Here is a 15626-nt window from a genome sequence, read left to right on the forward strand (position 1 = left end):
CCCCGATCGCGATGGAAGAGAAGCTGCGCTTCGCCATCCGTGAAGGCGGCCGCACCGTCGGCGCAGGCGTCGTCTCCAAGATCATCGAGTGATCTGAGGCACTTCCGGTCCCCAGGGACCGGCCGAGTTCAGGAAAGGCCCCGGGTGATCCCGGGGCCTTTTTCCGTTCCGGACCGGGGCAGCGCCGGGATGGCTACAATTCAAGGTAAATTTCCGCGCCCGGGCATCCGCGTTGGGCGGCATCTTAAGAAAAGTCGCGCCAACGTCTTCCCGTCCACGGAAAGGAGTCGCACATGGCGCAGGCGCAGTACCTGGCGGTGTTCCAGCAGCCGGTAGCCCCGGATCTGCCGGTCGATCTGATCCATATGGAGGCCGGGCTCTTCGGCTATGCCGACGGCACGCGCTCGGTGCGGATCGAGGGGCAGTTCAGCTACCAGTATTTCACCGGCTACGTGCTGCCGGTCGGCACCGCGACCCGCGTCACGGTCTACGAGAACGGGCGCGAGATCTATTCGGTCACCGGCAGCTTCGTCGATTCCTTCGGCTTCGGATACCGGCCGGTCCACGACCATGGCGGCCTGGGCATGCTGCAGGTGCTGGAAGAGTACCTGTTCCGCGATGCCGACGAGATCACCGGCACGCCGTCGGCCGACCTGCTGCAGGGGTTCGGCGGCGACGACTGGATGCATTCCAGGGCGGGCGACGACTCCCTGCTCGGCGGCATCGGCCAGGACTCGCTCTTTGGCGGCGAGGGGCAGGACGCGCTCGATGGCGGGCGCGGCGACGACCTGCTCCATGGCGAGAAGGGGCTCGACACGCTGGCCGGCGGCGAGGGGAACGACACGCTCTATGGCGGGCAGGGGGCGGACTGGATGGATGGCGGCGCGGGCGACGACGTGCTGCATGGCGACATGGGCGCGGACCGGATGAAGGGCGGCGACGGCGACGACCGGCTGCTTGGCGGCTTCCGTTCGGATGTGCTCAGCGGCGAGGCGGGCAATGACCATATCCGCGCCGGGCTCGGATCCGATCTTCTGTCAGGCGACGAGGGCGACGATTTCCTCTTCGGCTTCAACGGCTGGGACACGCTCTTCGGCGGGGACGGCAATGACACGCTGCTGGGCGGCATGGGCTGGGATTCGCTCAACGGCGGCGCGGGCGAGGACGAGATCGTCGGAGGCAGCGGCCGCGACAGCGTCCGCGGCGGCGAGGACGACGACTGGATCTACGGCCGCCGCGGCGACGACACGCTTGCCGGCGAGGCGGGCGACGACCGGGTCTATGGCGGCTCGGGCAATGACCTGATCCTGGCCGGCGAAGGCGATGACATCATCGGCGGCGGCATCGGCTCGGACACGCTGAGCTACCGCTTCGCGACCGAGGGCATCGCCTTCGACCTCGGCGGTCCGGCCGGGCAGCGCACGGGCATCTACGGTCGCGACACGGTCGAATCGATCGAGAACCTGACCGGCGGCACCGGCGACGACACGCTGACCGGCGATGGCGGCGCAAATGTGCTCGACGGCGGCGGCGGCGACGACCGCATCCTCGGCGACGACGGGGATGACAGCCTGCTGGCGGGCCATGGCAGCGACACGGTGGATGGCGGGGCGGGCAACGACACGCTGCGCGCCGTCAGCGGCTTCGGCGACGACCTGCTGCGCGGCGGCGAGGGCGACGACCTGATCGTGGCCGCGGAAATGGGGCAGGTCGCCCATATCGACGGCTTCGACATCCTCGATGGCGGAGCGGGCGACGACACGCTGGCGGCCGGCTACAATGCGCGGCTGACGGGGGGCGAGGGCGCGGACGTCTTCATCTTCGCCATTCCCGTGACCCAAGACGGCACCATGACGGTCGTCGATTTCGAGGGCGGGACCGACCGGCTCGACCTGTCGCAGCTGCCCGAGGGCGCCACCGTCGATGTCTCGCCCGACTGGGGCGTCGAGATCGGCTATGGCGGCTTCACGGTCGAGCTGCGGCTGGGCGATGCCGAGCTGCAGAATGGCGACGTGATCCTCGACAGCGGCGATGCGGTCCTGATCGGCTGAGCGCCCGCGCCGCCCTCAATGCGCGGGGGCGGGGGCGCGGTCCTTCGGCTTCTGCATCAGCAGCGTCATCACCGCCAGCGCGAGGAACATCGCGGTGAACAGCGCGAAGACGTCGATGAAGGACATCACCCCGGCCTGCTCCACCACGATCCCGCGCATCTGGCTCAGCGCCGCGGTCGAGGCATCGAGCCCGTGGGCGGCGTTGTTCGCGGTCATCGACTGCAGCTGCGACAGCGCCTCGGGATTCGACCAGGTGACATGCTCGGAGAGCCGCTCGTAATGGAAGGCGCGGCGGTGGCTCAGCACGGTGTTGATGATCGCCAGCCCGACCGCCCCGCCGAGGTTGCGGGTCAGGTTGAAGAGGCCCGAGGCGCTTTTCAGCCTGTCGGGGGGCAGCGTGCCGAGCGCGAGGTTGTTGATCGGCACCATGCAGAGCATCAGCGAGACGCCGCGCAGGATCTGCGGCAGCAGGAGCTCGTTGAAGTCCCATTCCGAGGTCATGCCGGTCAGCAGCCAGGAGCTGAGCGCGAAGCCGGCGAAGCCGATCCCCATCAGCACCCGCAGGTCGAGCTTGGTCGACAGCACCCCGGCGATCGGCGCGGTCAGGAACATCGCCAGCCCCGAGACGAACACCGCCTCGCCGATCATCAGGCTGTCATAGCCGCGGATCTGGGCGAGATAGAGCGGATAGAGATAGGTCATCCCGTAGAGCCCGGTCCCCATCACGAAGGAGAAGATCGAGCCCATGGCGAAGTTGCGGTCGCCGAAGGAGGAGAGGTCGACCACCGGCTCCTCGCGGGTCAGCGCGCGCCAGAAGAACAGCACCCCGCCAAGCGTCATCATCACCACGGCGCCGAGCACGACCTCGTCCTGCAGCCAGTCGTTGGAGGGCCCCTCCTCCAGCGCGAATTCCATCGCGCCGAGGAAGGCCGCCATAGCCAGGAGCCCGGTCCAGTCGAAGCGGCGGAAGAGCTTCCAGTCGGGCTCGTCGAAATCCACCAGCGAGAAGGTCGCCACCGCCACGCAGATGCCGGGGATGACGTTGATCAGGAACAGCCAGTGCCAGGAGAACGTGTCGGAGAGATAGCCGCCAACGGTCGGGCCGACGGTCGGCGCCAGCGTGGCGATCAGGCCGATCAGGGGCGAGGTGATCGCGCGCTTCGAGGGCGGGAAGATCGTGTAGGCGGCCGCGAAGACCGAGGGGATCATGCCGCCGCCGATGAAGCCCTGGGCGGCGCGGTAGACGATCATCTGCTCGATATTCGCCGCGGTGGCGCAGAGGAAGCTGGTCGCCGCGAAGCCGAGCGCCGAGACGGTGAAGAGGATCCGCGTCGACATCACCCGCCCGAGGAAGCCCGAGAGCGGGATCATGATCACTTCGGCGATCAGGTAGGAGGTCTGCACCCAGGAGATCTCGTCCGCCGAGGCGCCGAGCCCGGCCTGGATCTCGCTCAGCGAGGCGGCGACGATCTGGATGTCGAGGATCGCCATGAACATGCCGAAGACCATCGCCACGAAGGCGAAGATCCGGCGCGGCGGGATATGCTCGCCGATCTGGTCTGCGGCAGCGGCCATCTGGCTCAGGACCCGGTGCTGCCGCCGGTGCGGGTATCGACGGAGACGATGGTGGAGAGCCCGGCGCGCAGCCGTCCGTCCTCCAGCGCTTCGGGCGGCAGGGCGATGCGCACCGGAACGCGCTGGACGACCTTGGTGAAGTTGCCGGTGGCGTTCTCCGGCGGCAGCAGCGAGAAGAGCGCGCCGGTCGCCGGGGCCAGCGACTGCACCTCGCCATCGACCTCCAGCCCGGGCAGCATGTCGAAGCTCAGCCGCGCGGTCGCGCCGGGGCGGATCTCGCCCAGCTGGGTCTCCTTGAAATTCGCCTCGACATAGAGCCCGCCATCGGGAACCACGGCGGCCAGCAGCGTGCCGGGGCTGACCAGCTCGCCGGTCTCGCCCGAGATATTGGCGACCACCCCGTCATAGGGCGCGCGCAGCACCGTGCGGTCGAGATCGCGCTGCGCCTGGTCGACCGCCAGGTCGAGCGAGCGGCTCTGGGTCTCGGCCTCGGCATATTGCGCCTTGAGCACGGCGACATTGGCATTGGCCGAGCGCACCGAGGCCTCGGCATTGGCGGCCTGCGCCTCGGCCTCTTCCAGCGCCGCGGTGGCGTCGTCGAGCGAGGCCTGGCTGGCGAAGCTCGAGGAATTCAGGTTGCGGACCCGCTCCGCCGTGCTGCGGGCGTTCTTCAGCGCCGCCTCGGCAGAGCGCTGGGTCGCCTCCGCCTGGGCCACGGCGGCGACCGAGGCATCGATCTGCGCCGAGATCCGCGCCAGCGTCTGCTTTTGCGTCGCGACCTCGGCCCGGGCCTTGTCGAGCGCGATACGGTAGTCGCCGTCATCGATGCGGAACAGCACGTCCCCGGCCTTCACCGCCTGGTTGCCGGTCACGGCCACCTCGGTGATGTTGCCGGTCACTTCCGGCGAGATCTCTGATATGTCGGCCTGCAGATAGGCGTCGTCGGTGGTTTCCATGAACCGCCCTGTGGTCCACCACCCATAGCCTTGCATGCCGCCATAGCCGAGCCCGGCGAGGATCACCGCGCCGAGCACGAGCCTTTTCAGCGGCCGCTTCCGCGGCGCCCCGTCAGCGGCGTCGCCCTGCGGCGCTCCGGCCCCGCTCTGCGCTCCGCGGGAGTCGTCGTCGGAAGTGTCGAATGCCATGCCCATCTCCAAAAAGAATCGAACCGATCGGTTCGATGTTGCTTGTTGACATGGGGGAATGCCCCGGGCAGATCAACTCCAATTCGAACCGATCAGTTCGATTTCTCGCGAGGAGGTGAATATGCGCGACCCTGCCGACACGCCGATGCCGCGCCGCCGCCGCCGCAAGCCGGCCGCCGGAGAGGACCCGGCGAAGCGCGCGCAGATCCTCGACGGCGCCCGCGAGGTCTTTGCCCGGCTGGGATTCGACGCGGCCTCGATGAATGACATCACCCGCGAATCCGGTGTCTCGAAAAGCACGATCTACGTCTATTTCGCCTCCAAGGAGGACCTCTTCGAGGCGCTGCTGGCGCAGACGCGGGAACGGCTGCTGGGCGAGATCACGGCCGAGCTCGACCGGCCGGGCAGCGTGGCGGAGGTGCTGGGCCGCTATGGCCGGCATCTGGCGCGGACGATTTGCTCGGAAAACGTGATCTCGGCGCATCGCACGGTGATCGGCGTGACCGAGCGGCGGCCCGAGCTTGGCCGCCGCTTCTACCAGGATGGCGGGCGGCGCGGGATGGAGGCGCTGCGCAGCTACCTTCTGCGCCAGATCGCGGCCGGGACGCTCAGCATCGGCGATCCCGAGCTGGCGGCCTACCAGTTCGTCGAGCTCAGCATGGCCGGGCTTTTCCGCCGCCGGGTGATGGCCCATATGGACCGCGAGCCCGAGGACGCGGAGATCGATCGCACGGTCGACGCGGCCGTGGCGATGTTCCTGGCCAGCTACGGCACCGGCAAGGGCGCGGGCGGGGCCGAGATCTGAGAGGCGAGATCGGCCAGCATCCCGGCGAGGATGCGGTATTCGGCATCGCGCGGGCTGGAGCGGCGCCAGGCCAGCGCCACGGTCCGGGTGCGCTGCGGCCCGGCGAAGGTGCGCACCGCCACCCGGTCATGCTGCGCCTCGCTCTGCGCCGCCATTTCCGGGATCAGCGTCACCCCCAGCCCGTGCGCCACCATCTGCACCAGCGTCGACAGGCTGGAGGCGGCGAGGGTGTCGACCTCGTCGGCGACGGTCAGGCCGCAGGCTGCCAGCGCGTGGTCGCGGAAGCAGTGGCCCTCTTCCAGCAGCAGCAGCGGGTGCCGCGCCAGAACCTCCTCGTCGGGCAGGCTCGCCGGAGTGCCGGGCGGCGCGATCAGCATGAAGCGCTCGGAGAAGACCGGATGGGTCTCGATCTCGGCATGAAGAAGCGGCAGCGCGGCGATCACCAGGTCGAGCGTGCCCTGCGCCAGCTCCGACAGCAGCGTCTGGGTCACGGTCTCGCGCACCTTCACCTCGGCGCCGGGATGGCGGCGGCCGATCTCGCGCAGGAGCCCGGGCAGCAGATAGGGCGCCACGGTCGGGATCACCCCCAGCCGCAGCGGGCCCGCCAGCCCGTCCGAATGCAGCCCCGCTGCCTCGACCAGGTCGCGCACCGACTGGCCGATCTCGCCCGCGCGCCGCGCCACTTCCTGCCCGGCTGCGGTCAGGGTCACGCCGCGCGGCCGCCGCTCCACCAGCGCGACGCCAAGCTGTGATTCCAGCTCCGCCACCTGCATCGACAGCGCCGGCTGTGTGACGTGGCAGAGCGCCGCCGCCCGGCCGAAATGGCCGGTGCGGGCGAGGGCCTCGAAATAGGCCAGCTGCTTCAGGGTGACATGTGCCATCAGGCGATCTTATCGGATCGTGCGTGATCCGCAAGATGGGCTGAGGTCAAGACGGAAGCCAGGGCTCCGGCTGCCGGGTATAGGGCAGGTAGAGCGGATGCTTGGGATGCCCGGCCTTCGACAGGCCCAGATGGTAGGGCGTGACGCCGGTGGCGCGGATCAGCGCCTCGACCGCGGCGCCGCGGTCGAGAAAGGCGCCATGCGTTCCCCAGGCGCAGATCACCCGGTCCGCCCAGAGGCAGGCTTCGGCGATGGCGGCGTCGTTCTCCGGCCCGACCGGCTCGGGCGCGGCACGCATCGCCTTCGGGTCGGTGTCGCGCCAGGCGAAGATGTTGGTCACCCGGAAGGCGCCGAAGCCCAGCGTCCGCGCCCGCCGCTCGCAGCGCTCGACCGTCGGGTCGTTCTGCACCTCGGTCGCGGTCGAGGGGTTCAGCATGACGAAAGCGGCCTTCAGCCCGGCCGGATCCCAGACCCGGGTCAGCGTGTAGCGGTAGCGTTCGCAGGGCGAATAGACGGCGACCGAGGCGGCATCGCCCTTCTGGTGGGTGCGGGTAATCATGGAGGCGATGTGCGGGATTGCCCGGCGGAGCGCAAGCCCGGCTTCATGCTTCGGCAAGGGATCATGGCTAAGACGGAGGGCAAGGAGGATCCGCGATGGACACTGCCGCGCGTCGCGCTCATGGTTTCGGCACTATGATCCTGGCCGCCCTGGCGGCCGGGCTGGCGACCTGCCTGACGATGCTGTGGCTGTCGGAGGCGGGAAATCCGCTGCGCCGCGCGCTCGGCGTGCCGGAGCTGCAGCTGTTGCCGGTCTGCGCGACCGAAACCGCGGCACCGCCGCCCGCGGCCATCCCGCCGCCCGATGCCGAACGGGCGGGATATGCCTTCACGCGGCCGAAACCTCTCGATCTCGGCCCGCGCGGCGCGTTCATTCGCCTAGATTGAAAACCCGGCTGGGATGCAGCATCCCGGCCTTGTAGATGCCGACCGCGACCGGGCGGCCCTGATGCACGGCCCAGGCCTCTTCGCCGAACTCGGCCTCCGAGGACAGGACCTCGCCGGGATTGCCGTTCGACAGCCGTGCCGCGCCATGGGCGGAGACGACGACTTTCGGCAGATCGGTCAGCCCGGCCTCCAGCGGCAGGAGCAGGCGGTCGAGCGCCGGATCCTTGGCCTCGGCCTCGATATCGGCCAGGCTCACCCCGTCCTCGTCGGCCTCGAACGGGCCGGACCAGACGCGGCGCAGCCATTCGACATGGCCCGTGCAGCCCAGGCTCTCGCCCAGGTCGCGGGCGATGGCGCGGACATAGCCGCCCTTGCCGCAGACCATCTCCAGCTCGACATGGTCGTCATCGGGCCGGCCGGACAGGGTCAGGCTCTCGACAAACAGCGGCCGCGCCGACAGCTGCGGATCCTCGCCGTCGCGGGCCAGCGCATAGGCGCGCTCGCCGTCGATCTTCACTGCGGAAAATTTTGGCGGGACCTGCATGATATCGCCGGTGAACTGCGCCAGCGCGGCCTCGATCTCGGCCGTGGCGGGACGCAGCGGCGACTCGGCGATCACCTCGCCCTCGGCATCGTCGGTATTGGTCGCCTGGCCGAGCCGCACCGAGAAGCGGTAGCATTTCAGCGCGTCGGTGATGAAGGGCACCGTCTTGGTCGCCTCGCCGAGCGCGATCGCCAGAACCCCGGTTGCCGCCGGGTCCAGCGTGCCGGCATGCCCGGCCTTCTTCGCGTCGAAGGCCCAGCGGACCTTGTTCACCACCGCAGTCGAGGTCAGCCCGGCGGGCTTGTCCACGACCAGCCAGCCGTGAACCTCGCGCCCCTTGCGCTTGCGTCCCATTGTCAGTCGTCCTGTTCGAAATCCGCGTCGTCATCGCCGTGATCGAGGTCGCGGCGCACATTTTCCTGCGAGAACAGCCGCCGCGTTTCGTCGATCCGGTCGAAGGTCTCGTCGATGCGGAACCGAAGCTCGGGCGCGAATTTCAGCTTCACCGCCTTGCCGACGGCGCGGCGCAGCTCGCTGCGGTTGCGGTTCAGCGCCTCGATCGCCGCCTCGGCGCCCTGGCCGCCGAGCGGCATGACGAAGGCGGTGGCGACCTTCAGGTCGGGGGAGGAGCGGACCTCGCCGACGGTGATCGACATCCGGTTGAGGTCGGGATCGTGGATCTCGCCGCGATTGAGCACCTCGGACAGGGTCCGGCGGATGAGTTCGCCCACCCGCAGCTGGCGCTGCGACGGGCCGGAAAGAGCGTCGTGATGCTTGTGGCGTGCCATGGCCGGCATGTAAGGCATCGCAGGAGCGCCCGCAACAGGACTCTGGCAAGAATGTCGCAGGCGCGGGCTGAGCAGATGAAGGAAGAGGCGATGACGGAGCTGCCGGGAATTGTGATCACAGGCGCTGCCGGCCGGATGGGCCGCATGCTGGTGCAGGCCGTGGCCGAGAGCGACAAGGCGCGGCTGGCCGGGGCCGTGGTGCGGCCGGGCCATGCCTGGATCGGCCAGGATATCGGCACGGCGATGGGCGGCAGCGCGCTCGGCGTCACCGTGACCTCCGACCTGCTGGAGCCGATGGCGACCGCCCGGGCGGTGATCGATTTCACCACGCCGGAGCTGTCGGTCGAGGTCGCGGCGATCGCCGCCCAGGCGCGTGCGGTGCATGTCATCGGCACGACCGGATTCGAGCCCGCGCATCTGGAGAAGATCGCCGCCGCCGCGCGCCATGCCGTGGTGGTCCGGGCCGGGAACATGAGCCTCGGCGTCAACCTGCTGACCGGGCTGACCCGCCGCGTGGCTGCCGCGCTGGGGACCGACTGGGACATCGAGGTGGTCGAGGCGCATCACCGCCACAAGGTCGACGCGCCTTCGGGCACCGCGCTGATGCTGGGCGAGGCCGCCGCCGAGGGCCGCGGCCGGACGCTCGGGGGGCTGCAGGACATGGAGCGGATGCAGCGCCGCGGCGCGCGGACCGAGGGCTCGATCGGCTTCTCGGCGATCCGCGGCGGCGACGTGGTGGGCGAGCATGACGTGATCTTCGCCAGCCCCGGCGAGCGCGTGGTGCTGCGTCATCTGGCCACTGACCGGGGCATCTTCGCCCGCGGCGCGCTGACCGCAGCGCTCTGGGGCCAGGACCGGGCGCCCGGCGAGTACGACATGATGGACGTGCTCGGGCTAGACTGATCCGGACGGCCGCCGCCTGCGTATCCCCGGGGGACAGGCAAAGCGGAGGCTGGCATGAAGGCAATCACGGCAGTGGCGCTTCTCGTCCTGGCAGGGGCCGGGGCGGGAGAGGCGCGGGCGCAGTTCCGGCAGGTCGGGACCGAATCCGAATTCCGGGCCCTGACCGAAGGGCATATCCTCGAACGCACGGGCATCCGGCTTGCGGTGCGGCATGACGGGGCCATCGTCGGCAGCGCCTTCGGGCGCGAGGTCAGCGGCAGCTGGCGCTGGAAGGATGGCTGGTTCTGCCGCGACCTCGCCTGGGGCGCGCGCCAATTCCCCTATAACTGCCAGGAGGTTGCGGTCGATGGCGACCGGCTGCGCTTTGCCTCGGACCAGGGCCGCGGCCGCAGCGCCGTGCTGGAGCTGCATTCCCCGGCGGATCGCTAAACTTCATCTCAAACGCCGTGCAATTTCGGCAGGCGGGCCGGGCCGGGCTCAGCCGCTGGTAAGGTTTTGGCGCCTAGGTTGCCCCGAGCGCGCAACGGCGAGGTGGAACATGAACCTGGACTCTTCGGAACAGCCTTTCGGCCTGCTGGTGACGGTCGGTGATTCCCGGATCGACGCATCGGTGGCCATCCAGTTCAAGGACCGGATGCGCGAGCTGACCGCCGGCCGGCCCGGGCGGATCCTGCTGGATCTGTCCCAGGTCGATTTCGTCGACAGCAGCGGGCTGGGCGCCATCGTTGCCGCGCTGAAGCAGCTGGAGGCGGACCAGACTCTGGAACTGGCGGCACTGTCGCCGACCGTCTCCAAGGTGTTCCGGCTGACCCGCATGGACAAGGTCTTTCCGATTCACGAGACGCTGGAGCAGGCCACCGGGCCTCGCGCGAATGCCTCCTGACGCAGAGGAGTGCATCGAGATGGCCGCCAGCGACGGGGCAGAGCCGCAATTGCGGCTGTCCTTCCCGGCCGGTCCGGAGGAGGTGCGCGCGGCGCTCCTGTGCCTGCGGCGCGACCTGCCGCGGCTGGGGCTCGACGCGGCCGAGATCTTCCGGGCGGAGCTGCTGCTGGCGGAACTGCTGAACAATATCGTCGAACATGCCTATTGTGCCGAGCGGCCCGGACCGGGCGCCGGCGCGATCGAGCTGGACTGCCGCCGCAAGGGCAGCGCGCTGATCGTCACCCTGCGCGACCGCGGTCGGCCGATGCCGGGCGGCGGGCTGCCGGAGAAGGGGCTTGCCGCGCTCGATGTCGGGCGGCAGGATCTGCCGGAGGGCGGCTTCGGCCTCCACCTGGTCCGGGAGCTGGCGGACGAGCTGAGCTATGCCCGCCGGGACGGGACGAATATCCTCCGCGTCGGGCTGGGCCTGGGCCGGCCGCCGGCGGAGGCATGACCCGACAGCCGCCCCGGACTGCCGGACAAGGGAGAGAACTAGCCCGTGAGAAATTTCCACCTGCCGGGGCGTTCGCCCGTCTTCGCCGCCAACGGAATCTGCGCGACGTCCCATCCGCTGGCCTCGCATACGGCCGTCGCCATCCTGGAGGCCGGGGGCAGCGCCGTCGACGCCGCCATCGCTGCGGCCACGGTTCTGGGACTGGCAGAGCCGCAGATGGCCGGGCTGGGCGGCGACTGCTTCGCGCTGGTCAAGCCGCCGGGCACCGAAGAGGTGATCGCGCTGAACGGATCGGGCCGGGCCCCGGCCGGGCTCTCGGCCGAAGCGCTGCGCGCGGCCGGGCATCGCAGCATGCCGCTCCATGATGCCGCCTCCGTGACGGTGCCGGGCGCAGTCGACGCCTTCTGCCACATGCACGACGCCTGGGGCAAACTGGAGCTCGGCGCCGTGCTCGCCCCGGCCATCCGCTATGCCGAGGAAGGCATTCCGGTGGCCCCGCGGGTGGCGCATGACTGGGGGCTCGACGGCGGCGTGCTGCAGGGGGTCGCGCGCGATCTCTACCTGCCGGACGGCACGGCCCCGCCGACCGGGCGGATCTTCCGCGCGCCGCGCCAGGCGGAGCTCCTGCGCCGGATCGCGGCCCATGGCCGGGACGCCTTCTACACAGGCGAGGTCGCCGAGGACATGGTCGCCGCCCTGCGCGCCGCGGGCGGCTGCCACGTGCTGGAGGATTTCGCCGCGACCAAGACCAGCCGCAGCGTTCCGATCTCCGGCCGCTACTGGGATGTCGAGCTGCTGGAGCACGCGCCGAACGGCCAGGGCGCCACCGCGATCCTGATGACCAATATCCTCAACCGCTTCGATCTGGCGGAGAATGACCCGCTCGACCCCTGGCGCGCGCATCTGGAAGTGGAGGCGACCAAGCTGGCCTATGACGCGCGCGACCGCTTCCTGGCCGATCCCGACCATGTCCGCCGGCTGGAGCACATGCTGTCGGACGAGACCGCCGGGCGGCTGGCCGGGCTGATCGACGAGGAGAAGGCCAATCCGATGGCGCTCGAGCAGGCCGGGGCGGTGCATCGCGACACGGTCTATCTCTGCGTGGTCGACCGCGACCTGATGGCGGTGTCGCTGATCTTCTCGATCTTCCACAGCTTCGGCTCGGGCATCGCCTCGCCGGAATTCGGCATCCTGTTCCAGAACCGCGGCGCGGGCTTCAGCCTGGAGCCGGGCCATCCGAACGAGGCGGCGGGCGGCAAGCGGCCGATGCACACGATCATCCCGGCGATGCTGCGCGAGGGCGGGCGGCTGAGCACGGTCTTCGGCGTGATGGGCGGCGCCTACCAGCCGGTCGGCCATGTCCGCTTCCTGACCAACCTGACCGATTTCGGCATGCCGCTGCAGGCGGCGATCGACGCGCCCCGCTGCTTCTGGGAGAACGGCAAGGTGATGCTGGAGGACGGCTATCCCCGCGGCGTCGGCATGGAGCTGGGCTACATGGGCCACGAGGTGGGCTATCGCGAGCGGCCGCTCGGCGGCGCGCAGGCGATCCGGATCGACTATGCCAAGGGGGTGTTCGAGGGCGCCTCGGACCCGCGGAAGGACGGCTGCGCGCTCGGCTGGTAGCCGTCGCGCACCGCTCAGTTCATCTGCGCGTGCAGCTCGTAGGCGCCGTCGGTGTAGTCGCCGAACATCTCGACCACATCGGGATGGTCGACCGGCTCGCCGCTATGGTCCGGCTCCAGGTTCTGCTCGGAGACATAGGCCACGTAGTAGCTCTGATCGTTTTCGGCGAGCAGGTGGTAGAACGGCTGGTCCTTCGACGGGCGGCTGTCTTCGGGAATCGCGTCATACCACTCCTCGGTATTCGAGAAGATGGCATCGACATCGAAGACCACGCCGCGGAACGGGTGCTTGCGATGGCGGACAACCTGTCCCAGTCTGTACTTGGCCTGAGTTTTCAGCATGACCTTGCACCCCGTTGCGACATAGAACCGGCCCGGGCGGCCGCGTTCGAGACCGCGTCATGTCATATTTTTGCCGCGGAGGCCAGAGCGCGTGGAATTGTTCCTCAAAGTCCTGGAAGTCGTCACACCGGTCATCGTGCTCGGAATCGTGGGCTTTGCCTGGGTCCGGATGGGCCTGGAATACAGCGTCCAGTTCGTCACCCGGCTGACCATGACCCTGGGCGTCCCCTGCCTGATCTTCACCGCGCTGATGAATACCGAGATCGATCCGGCGGCGATCCGGTCGCTGACCCTGGCCTCGATCGCCGCCTACGGCATCCTGACGGCAGGCATCGCGGTGCTGCTCCGGCTGGGGCGGCTTAGCCAGCGGACCTACCTGAACCCGCTGATCTTCGGCAATACCGGCAATATCGGCCTGCCGCTGGCGCTTTTCGCCTTCGGTCCGGCGGGATTCGACTATGCGGTGGTCGTCTTTGCGGTGATGATCCTGTGGTCCTTCACCTTCGGCGTCTGGATCGTCGCGGGCGGCGGCGGGCTGGGCAAGGTCGCGAAGGAGCCGATCGTCGCCGCCACGGCCCTTGGCGCGGTCTTCCTCTGGCAGGGCTGGACGTTGCCCTCCGCGATCTCCAACACGCTGGAGCTGACCGGGCAGATGGCGATTCCGCTGATGCTGATCACGCTCGGCGTCGCGGTGGCGCGGCTGCGTCCGGGCGGGGTGAAGCTGGCGATTCTGCTCTCGGCGCTGAAACTCGCCGCCTGCGCCGCGCTCGGCTGGGGGCTGGGCGCGCTCTTCGGCCTCGATCCGGTGGCCCAGGCGGTGCTGGTGGTGCAGCTCGCGACGCCGATCGCGGTCACCTCCTACATGCTGGCGGAGAAATACGGCGCCGACGCCCATGCGGTGGCCGGGCTGGTGGTGGTCTCGACGACGATGTCGATCCTGGCACTGCCGCTGCTCCTTGCGCTCGTGCTCTGAGAGCCGCGCCGCGCTGCCCACCCCGCGTTTTGCCGTTCCCGTCCGGCGAAATCTGCGATACGGTTGCGTCAAAGAAAGCAAGAATGAAGCACGAGGCAGAGATGAGCAGTCGTCTGATCGCGCTCGGGTTGTGTCTGGGACTTGCAGCCTGCGGCGGAAAGACTCCGCCGCGGAATCTGGACAATGCCTGCAGCATCGCCAGCCAGAGATCCGATATCTACAGGGCCATGAAGAAGACCGAGCGCAAATGGGGCGTGCCGGTTCATGTGCAGATGGCCACGATTCACCAGGAGAGCCGCTTCGACGACGATGCGCGCACGCCCTACCAATGGGGCCTCGGGGTGATTCCGCTGGGCCGGGCGTCCTCCGCCTACGGCTATGCCCAGGCGCTGGACGCGACCTGGGACGAGTACCGCAAGGGGCCGGGGCGCAACCGGGCGAAACGCACGAATATCAAGGACGCGACGGATTTCATCGGCTGGTACATGGATGCCAGCTGGCGGACGCTGGGCATTCCGAAATCCGATGCCAAGCGGCAGTACCTGGCCTATCACGAGGGCCGCGGCGGCTATGCGCGCGGCAGCTACAACTCGAAGCCCTGGCTCCTGAGCGTCGCCTCGAGCGTCGAGAGCCGCGCGACGTCCTACAAGCAGCAGCTCAAGGCCTGTGGCAAGTGACGGACAGCGCAGCGCCGGGCGCAGGGAATCTGCAGCGCGCCCGGCTGATGCGTGTTGTCCTTCACAAACCGGTCATATAAACGGAGATACAGTCGCCAGGCGCGGCCCTTCCGGGCGGCGTCGGCAAGGGATGGCTGGCCATCCTCGCCCCTATAGCTCAGCTGGTAGAGCAACTGATTTGTAATCAGTGGGTCCGCGGTTCGAGTCCGTGTGGGGGCACCAAATTTTCTTGCAAATACAATGTGATATCCATGGGGTGCGTGGATGCCGTGGCGAGGTCGCGTGGTTTTTCCGGACTATTTCCGGACAGCTGCGAAGGGAACTCGCCTAGGTCCGCCACCCTTTGGCCAGCGGCCCAAGGTTTGTGAGTGGCAGCGACAAGCGCTGCCACCCTTGCCTAGCTCAGCTGTTCTTGGGCGACACCAGGCGTTCAGCCCGGAATCGGTCCGCTTCAGCTAGATACTGCTGCCAACGTGTCGGCGCTCCCTCTGCACCCTCGACGCGTTGCCAATCCTCGATCTGGGCGCTGACAGCCATGGATGCAATTACTTGAGCGAAGGCCGACGGGTCGTTCTGCTTGGTCATCAGGTGCATCGCGTCCTGCAAGTACAGCGCGAATGTGTCGAGGTCTGACACCGTCTCCTCATCGTCAAAGTCGAGAGGCGGTCGGGCGTCGAACATGAGGGCGTTCACGATGAAGAACGCCAGCGGGTAGTTCCCGTCAGCGTCGTCCCCGGCATCCTCTTCGGAGTCGTCGGTCGGCGGATCCATGTTCACGCCGGTCAGGACCTTTATCGCTGACACCTCCTCTGGGGTGAGGTCGCGCGTGCTGAGGTAGACCTCCGAGTTGAAGCCATCCTCGTCGTCGTAGTGGGTCGTCATGTCTTGTACCTTTGTCGTGCCGCCGGACCGGGCGGTTCGGGGCAAGGCTGAAGCTGCCATTGCCGGAAGCTCTAAGGTCCTTCGGACTGCGCGTGCGGCGCGTGGGCTGAACGC

Annotated in this window: 19 protein-coding genes and 1 tRNA gene; 12 read left to right on the forward strand and 8 right to left on the reverse strand. The window is 68.7% G+C overall.

Annotated elements, in window-relative coordinates; genetic code table 11:
- Both FGX59_RS30840 and FGX59_RS30845 read left to right on the forward strand, forming a co-directional pair.
- The coding region (locus FGX59_RS30840; RefSeq protein WP_093363049.1) for a hypothetical protein at positions 1-92 on the forward strand (92 nt) is incomplete at its 5' end.
- A gap of 201 nt (positions 93-293) precedes the next feature.
- Positions 294-2051, forward strand: coding sequence for a calcium-binding protein (locus FGX59_RS30845; RefSeq protein ID WP_138471615.1), 1758 nt, complete (start codon positions 294-296; stop codon positions 2049-2051).
- A 15-nt stretch (positions 2052-2066) separates the two neighbouring features.
- Here the strand turns inward: FGX59_RS30845 and FGX59_RS30850 are convergent, their stop codons facing one another.
- Positions 2067-3626 carry a DHA2 family efflux MFS transporter permease subunit gene (locus FGX59_RS30850; RefSeq protein WP_138471617.1) on the reverse strand — a complete coding sequence of 520 codons (1560 nt, stop codon included), beginning with the start codon at positions 3624-3626 and terminating at the stop codon, positions 2067-2069.
- Between the two features lie 5 nt (positions 3627-3631).
- Positions 3632-4771, reverse strand: coding sequence for an HlyD family secretion protein (locus tag FGX59_RS30855; RefSeq protein ID WP_240722811.1), 1140 nt, complete (start codon positions 4769-4771; stop codon positions 3632-3634).
- 121 nt (positions 4772-4892) lie between these two features.
- On the opposite strand from FGX59_RS30855, the gene FGX59_RS30860 reads away from it, so the two are divergent.
- Positions 4893-5576: a TetR/AcrR family transcriptional regulator gene (locus FGX59_RS30860; protein WP_138471621.1), complete on the forward strand. Its 684-nt coding sequence runs from the start codon at positions 4893-4895 to the stop codon at positions 5574-5576.
- Here FGX59_RS30860 and FGX59_RS30865 read toward each other — a convergent pair.
- A complete protein-coding gene (locus tag FGX59_RS30865) occupies positions 5537-6457 on the reverse strand; it encodes a hydrogen peroxide-inducible genes activator (RefSeq protein ID WP_138471623.1) in 921 nt (306 codons plus the stop codon). The genes FGX59_RS30860 and FGX59_RS30865 overlap by 40 nt on opposite strands.
- 46 nt (positions 6458-6503) lie before the next feature.
- Complete coding sequence (locus FGX59_RS30870) at positions 6504-7016, reverse strand: DUF1643 domain-containing protein (protein WP_138471624.1); 513 nt, start codon at positions 7014-7016, stop codon at positions 6504-6506.
- A gap of 95 nt (positions 7017-7111) precedes the next feature.
- Between FGX59_RS30870 and FGX59_RS30875 the strand changes: the two genes are divergently transcribed.
- Positions 7112-7402, forward strand: a complete 291-nt coding sequence (locus FGX59_RS30875; protein WP_138471627.1) for a hypothetical protein — start codon at positions 7112-7114, stop codon at positions 7400-7402.
- Here FGX59_RS30875 and truB read toward each other — a convergent pair.
- Both truB and rbfA read right to left on the reverse strand, forming a co-directional pair.
- Positions 7386-8300 (reverse strand): tRNA pseudouridine(55) synthase TruB, encoded by a 915-nt coding sequence (truB, locus tag FGX59_RS30880; RefSeq protein ID WP_138471629.1) that lies wholly within the window; start codon positions 8298-8300, stop codon positions 7386-7388. The two genes, FGX59_RS30875 and truB, sit on opposite strands and share 17 nt — an antisense overlap.
- 2 nt (positions 8301-8302) lie before the next feature.
- A complete protein-coding gene (gene rbfA, locus FGX59_RS30885) occupies positions 8303-8734 on the reverse strand; it encodes a 30S ribosome-binding factor RbfA (protein WP_138471631.1) in 432 nt (143 codons plus the stop codon).
- Positions 8735-8824: 90 nt separating this feature from the next.
- On the opposite strand from rbfA, the gene dapB reads away from it, so the two are divergent.
- From dapB to FGX59_RS30910, 5 genes are all read left to right on the forward strand, one after another.
- Positions 8825-9637 (forward strand): 4-hydroxy-tetrahydrodipicolinate reductase, encoded by an 813-nt coding sequence (gene dapB, locus FGX59_RS30890; RefSeq protein WP_138471663.1) that lies wholly within the window; start codon positions 8825-8827, stop codon positions 9635-9637.
- Between the two features lie 54 nt (positions 9638-9691).
- Positions 9692-10066: a dihydrodipicolinate reductase gene (locus FGX59_RS30895; protein ID WP_138471632.1), complete on the forward strand. Its 375-nt coding sequence runs from the start codon at positions 9692-9694 to the stop codon at positions 10064-10066.
- Positions 10067-10175: 109 nt separating this feature from the next.
- Complete coding sequence (locus tag FGX59_RS30900; RefSeq protein ID WP_138471634.1) at positions 10176-10520, forward strand: STAS domain-containing protein; 345 nt, start codon at positions 10176-10178, stop codon at positions 10518-10520.
- Positions 10521-10539: 19 nt separating this feature from the next.
- Complete coding sequence (locus FGX59_RS30905) at positions 10540-11013, forward strand: ATP-binding protein (protein ID WP_171060910.1); 474 nt, start codon at positions 10540-10542, stop codon at positions 11011-11013.
- Between the two features lie 45 nt (positions 11014-11058).
- A complete protein-coding gene (locus tag FGX59_RS30910) occupies positions 11059-12639 on the forward strand; it encodes a gamma-glutamyltransferase family protein (protein ID WP_138471638.1) in 1581 nt (526 codons plus the stop codon).
- Between the two features lie 14 nt (positions 12640-12653).
- On the opposite strand, the gene hspQ is transcribed toward FGX59_RS30910, so the two are convergent.
- Positions 12654-12980 carry a heat shock protein HspQ gene (hspQ, locus tag FGX59_RS30915; RefSeq protein ID WP_138471640.1) on the reverse strand — a complete coding sequence of 109 codons (327 nt, stop codon included), beginning with the start codon at positions 12978-12980 and terminating at the stop codon, positions 12654-12656.
- Positions 12981-13071: 91 nt separating this feature from the next.
- Here hspQ and FGX59_RS30920 point away from each other — a divergent pair, with 91 nt between their 5' ends.
- The 3 genes from FGX59_RS30920 to FGX59_RS30930 all read left to right on the forward strand — a co-directional run bounded on the left by FGX59_RS30920 (position 13072) and on the right by FGX59_RS30930 (position 14852).
- Positions 13072-13953, forward strand: coding sequence for an AEC family transporter (locus FGX59_RS30920; RefSeq protein ID WP_138471642.1), 882 nt, complete (start codon positions 13072-13074; stop codon positions 13951-13953).
- 101 nt (positions 13954-14054) lie between these two features.
- On the forward strand, positions 14055-14630 hold the full coding sequence (locus FGX59_RS30925) for a lytic transglycosylase (RefSeq protein WP_138471666.1): 576 nt from the start codon (positions 14055-14057) through the stop codon (positions 14628-14630).
- A gap of 146 nt (positions 14631-14776) precedes the next feature.
- Positions 14777-14852: transfer RNA gene (locus FGX59_RS30930), tRNA-Thr, on the forward strand.
- A 180-nt stretch (positions 14853-15032) separates the two neighbouring features.
- Here the strand turns inward: FGX59_RS30930 and FGX59_RS30935 are convergent.
- Positions 15033-15512 (reverse strand): hypothetical protein, encoded by a 480-nt coding sequence (locus FGX59_RS30935; RefSeq protein WP_138471644.1) that lies wholly within the window; start codon positions 15510-15512, stop codon positions 15033-15035.
- Positions 15513-15626: the final 114 nt, after the last annotated feature.

The organism is Poseidonocella sp. HB161398, from assembly GCF_005870025.1.
Lineage (GTDB): Bacteria > Pseudomonadota > Alphaproteobacteria > Rhodobacterales > Rhodobacteraceae > Mangrovicoccus.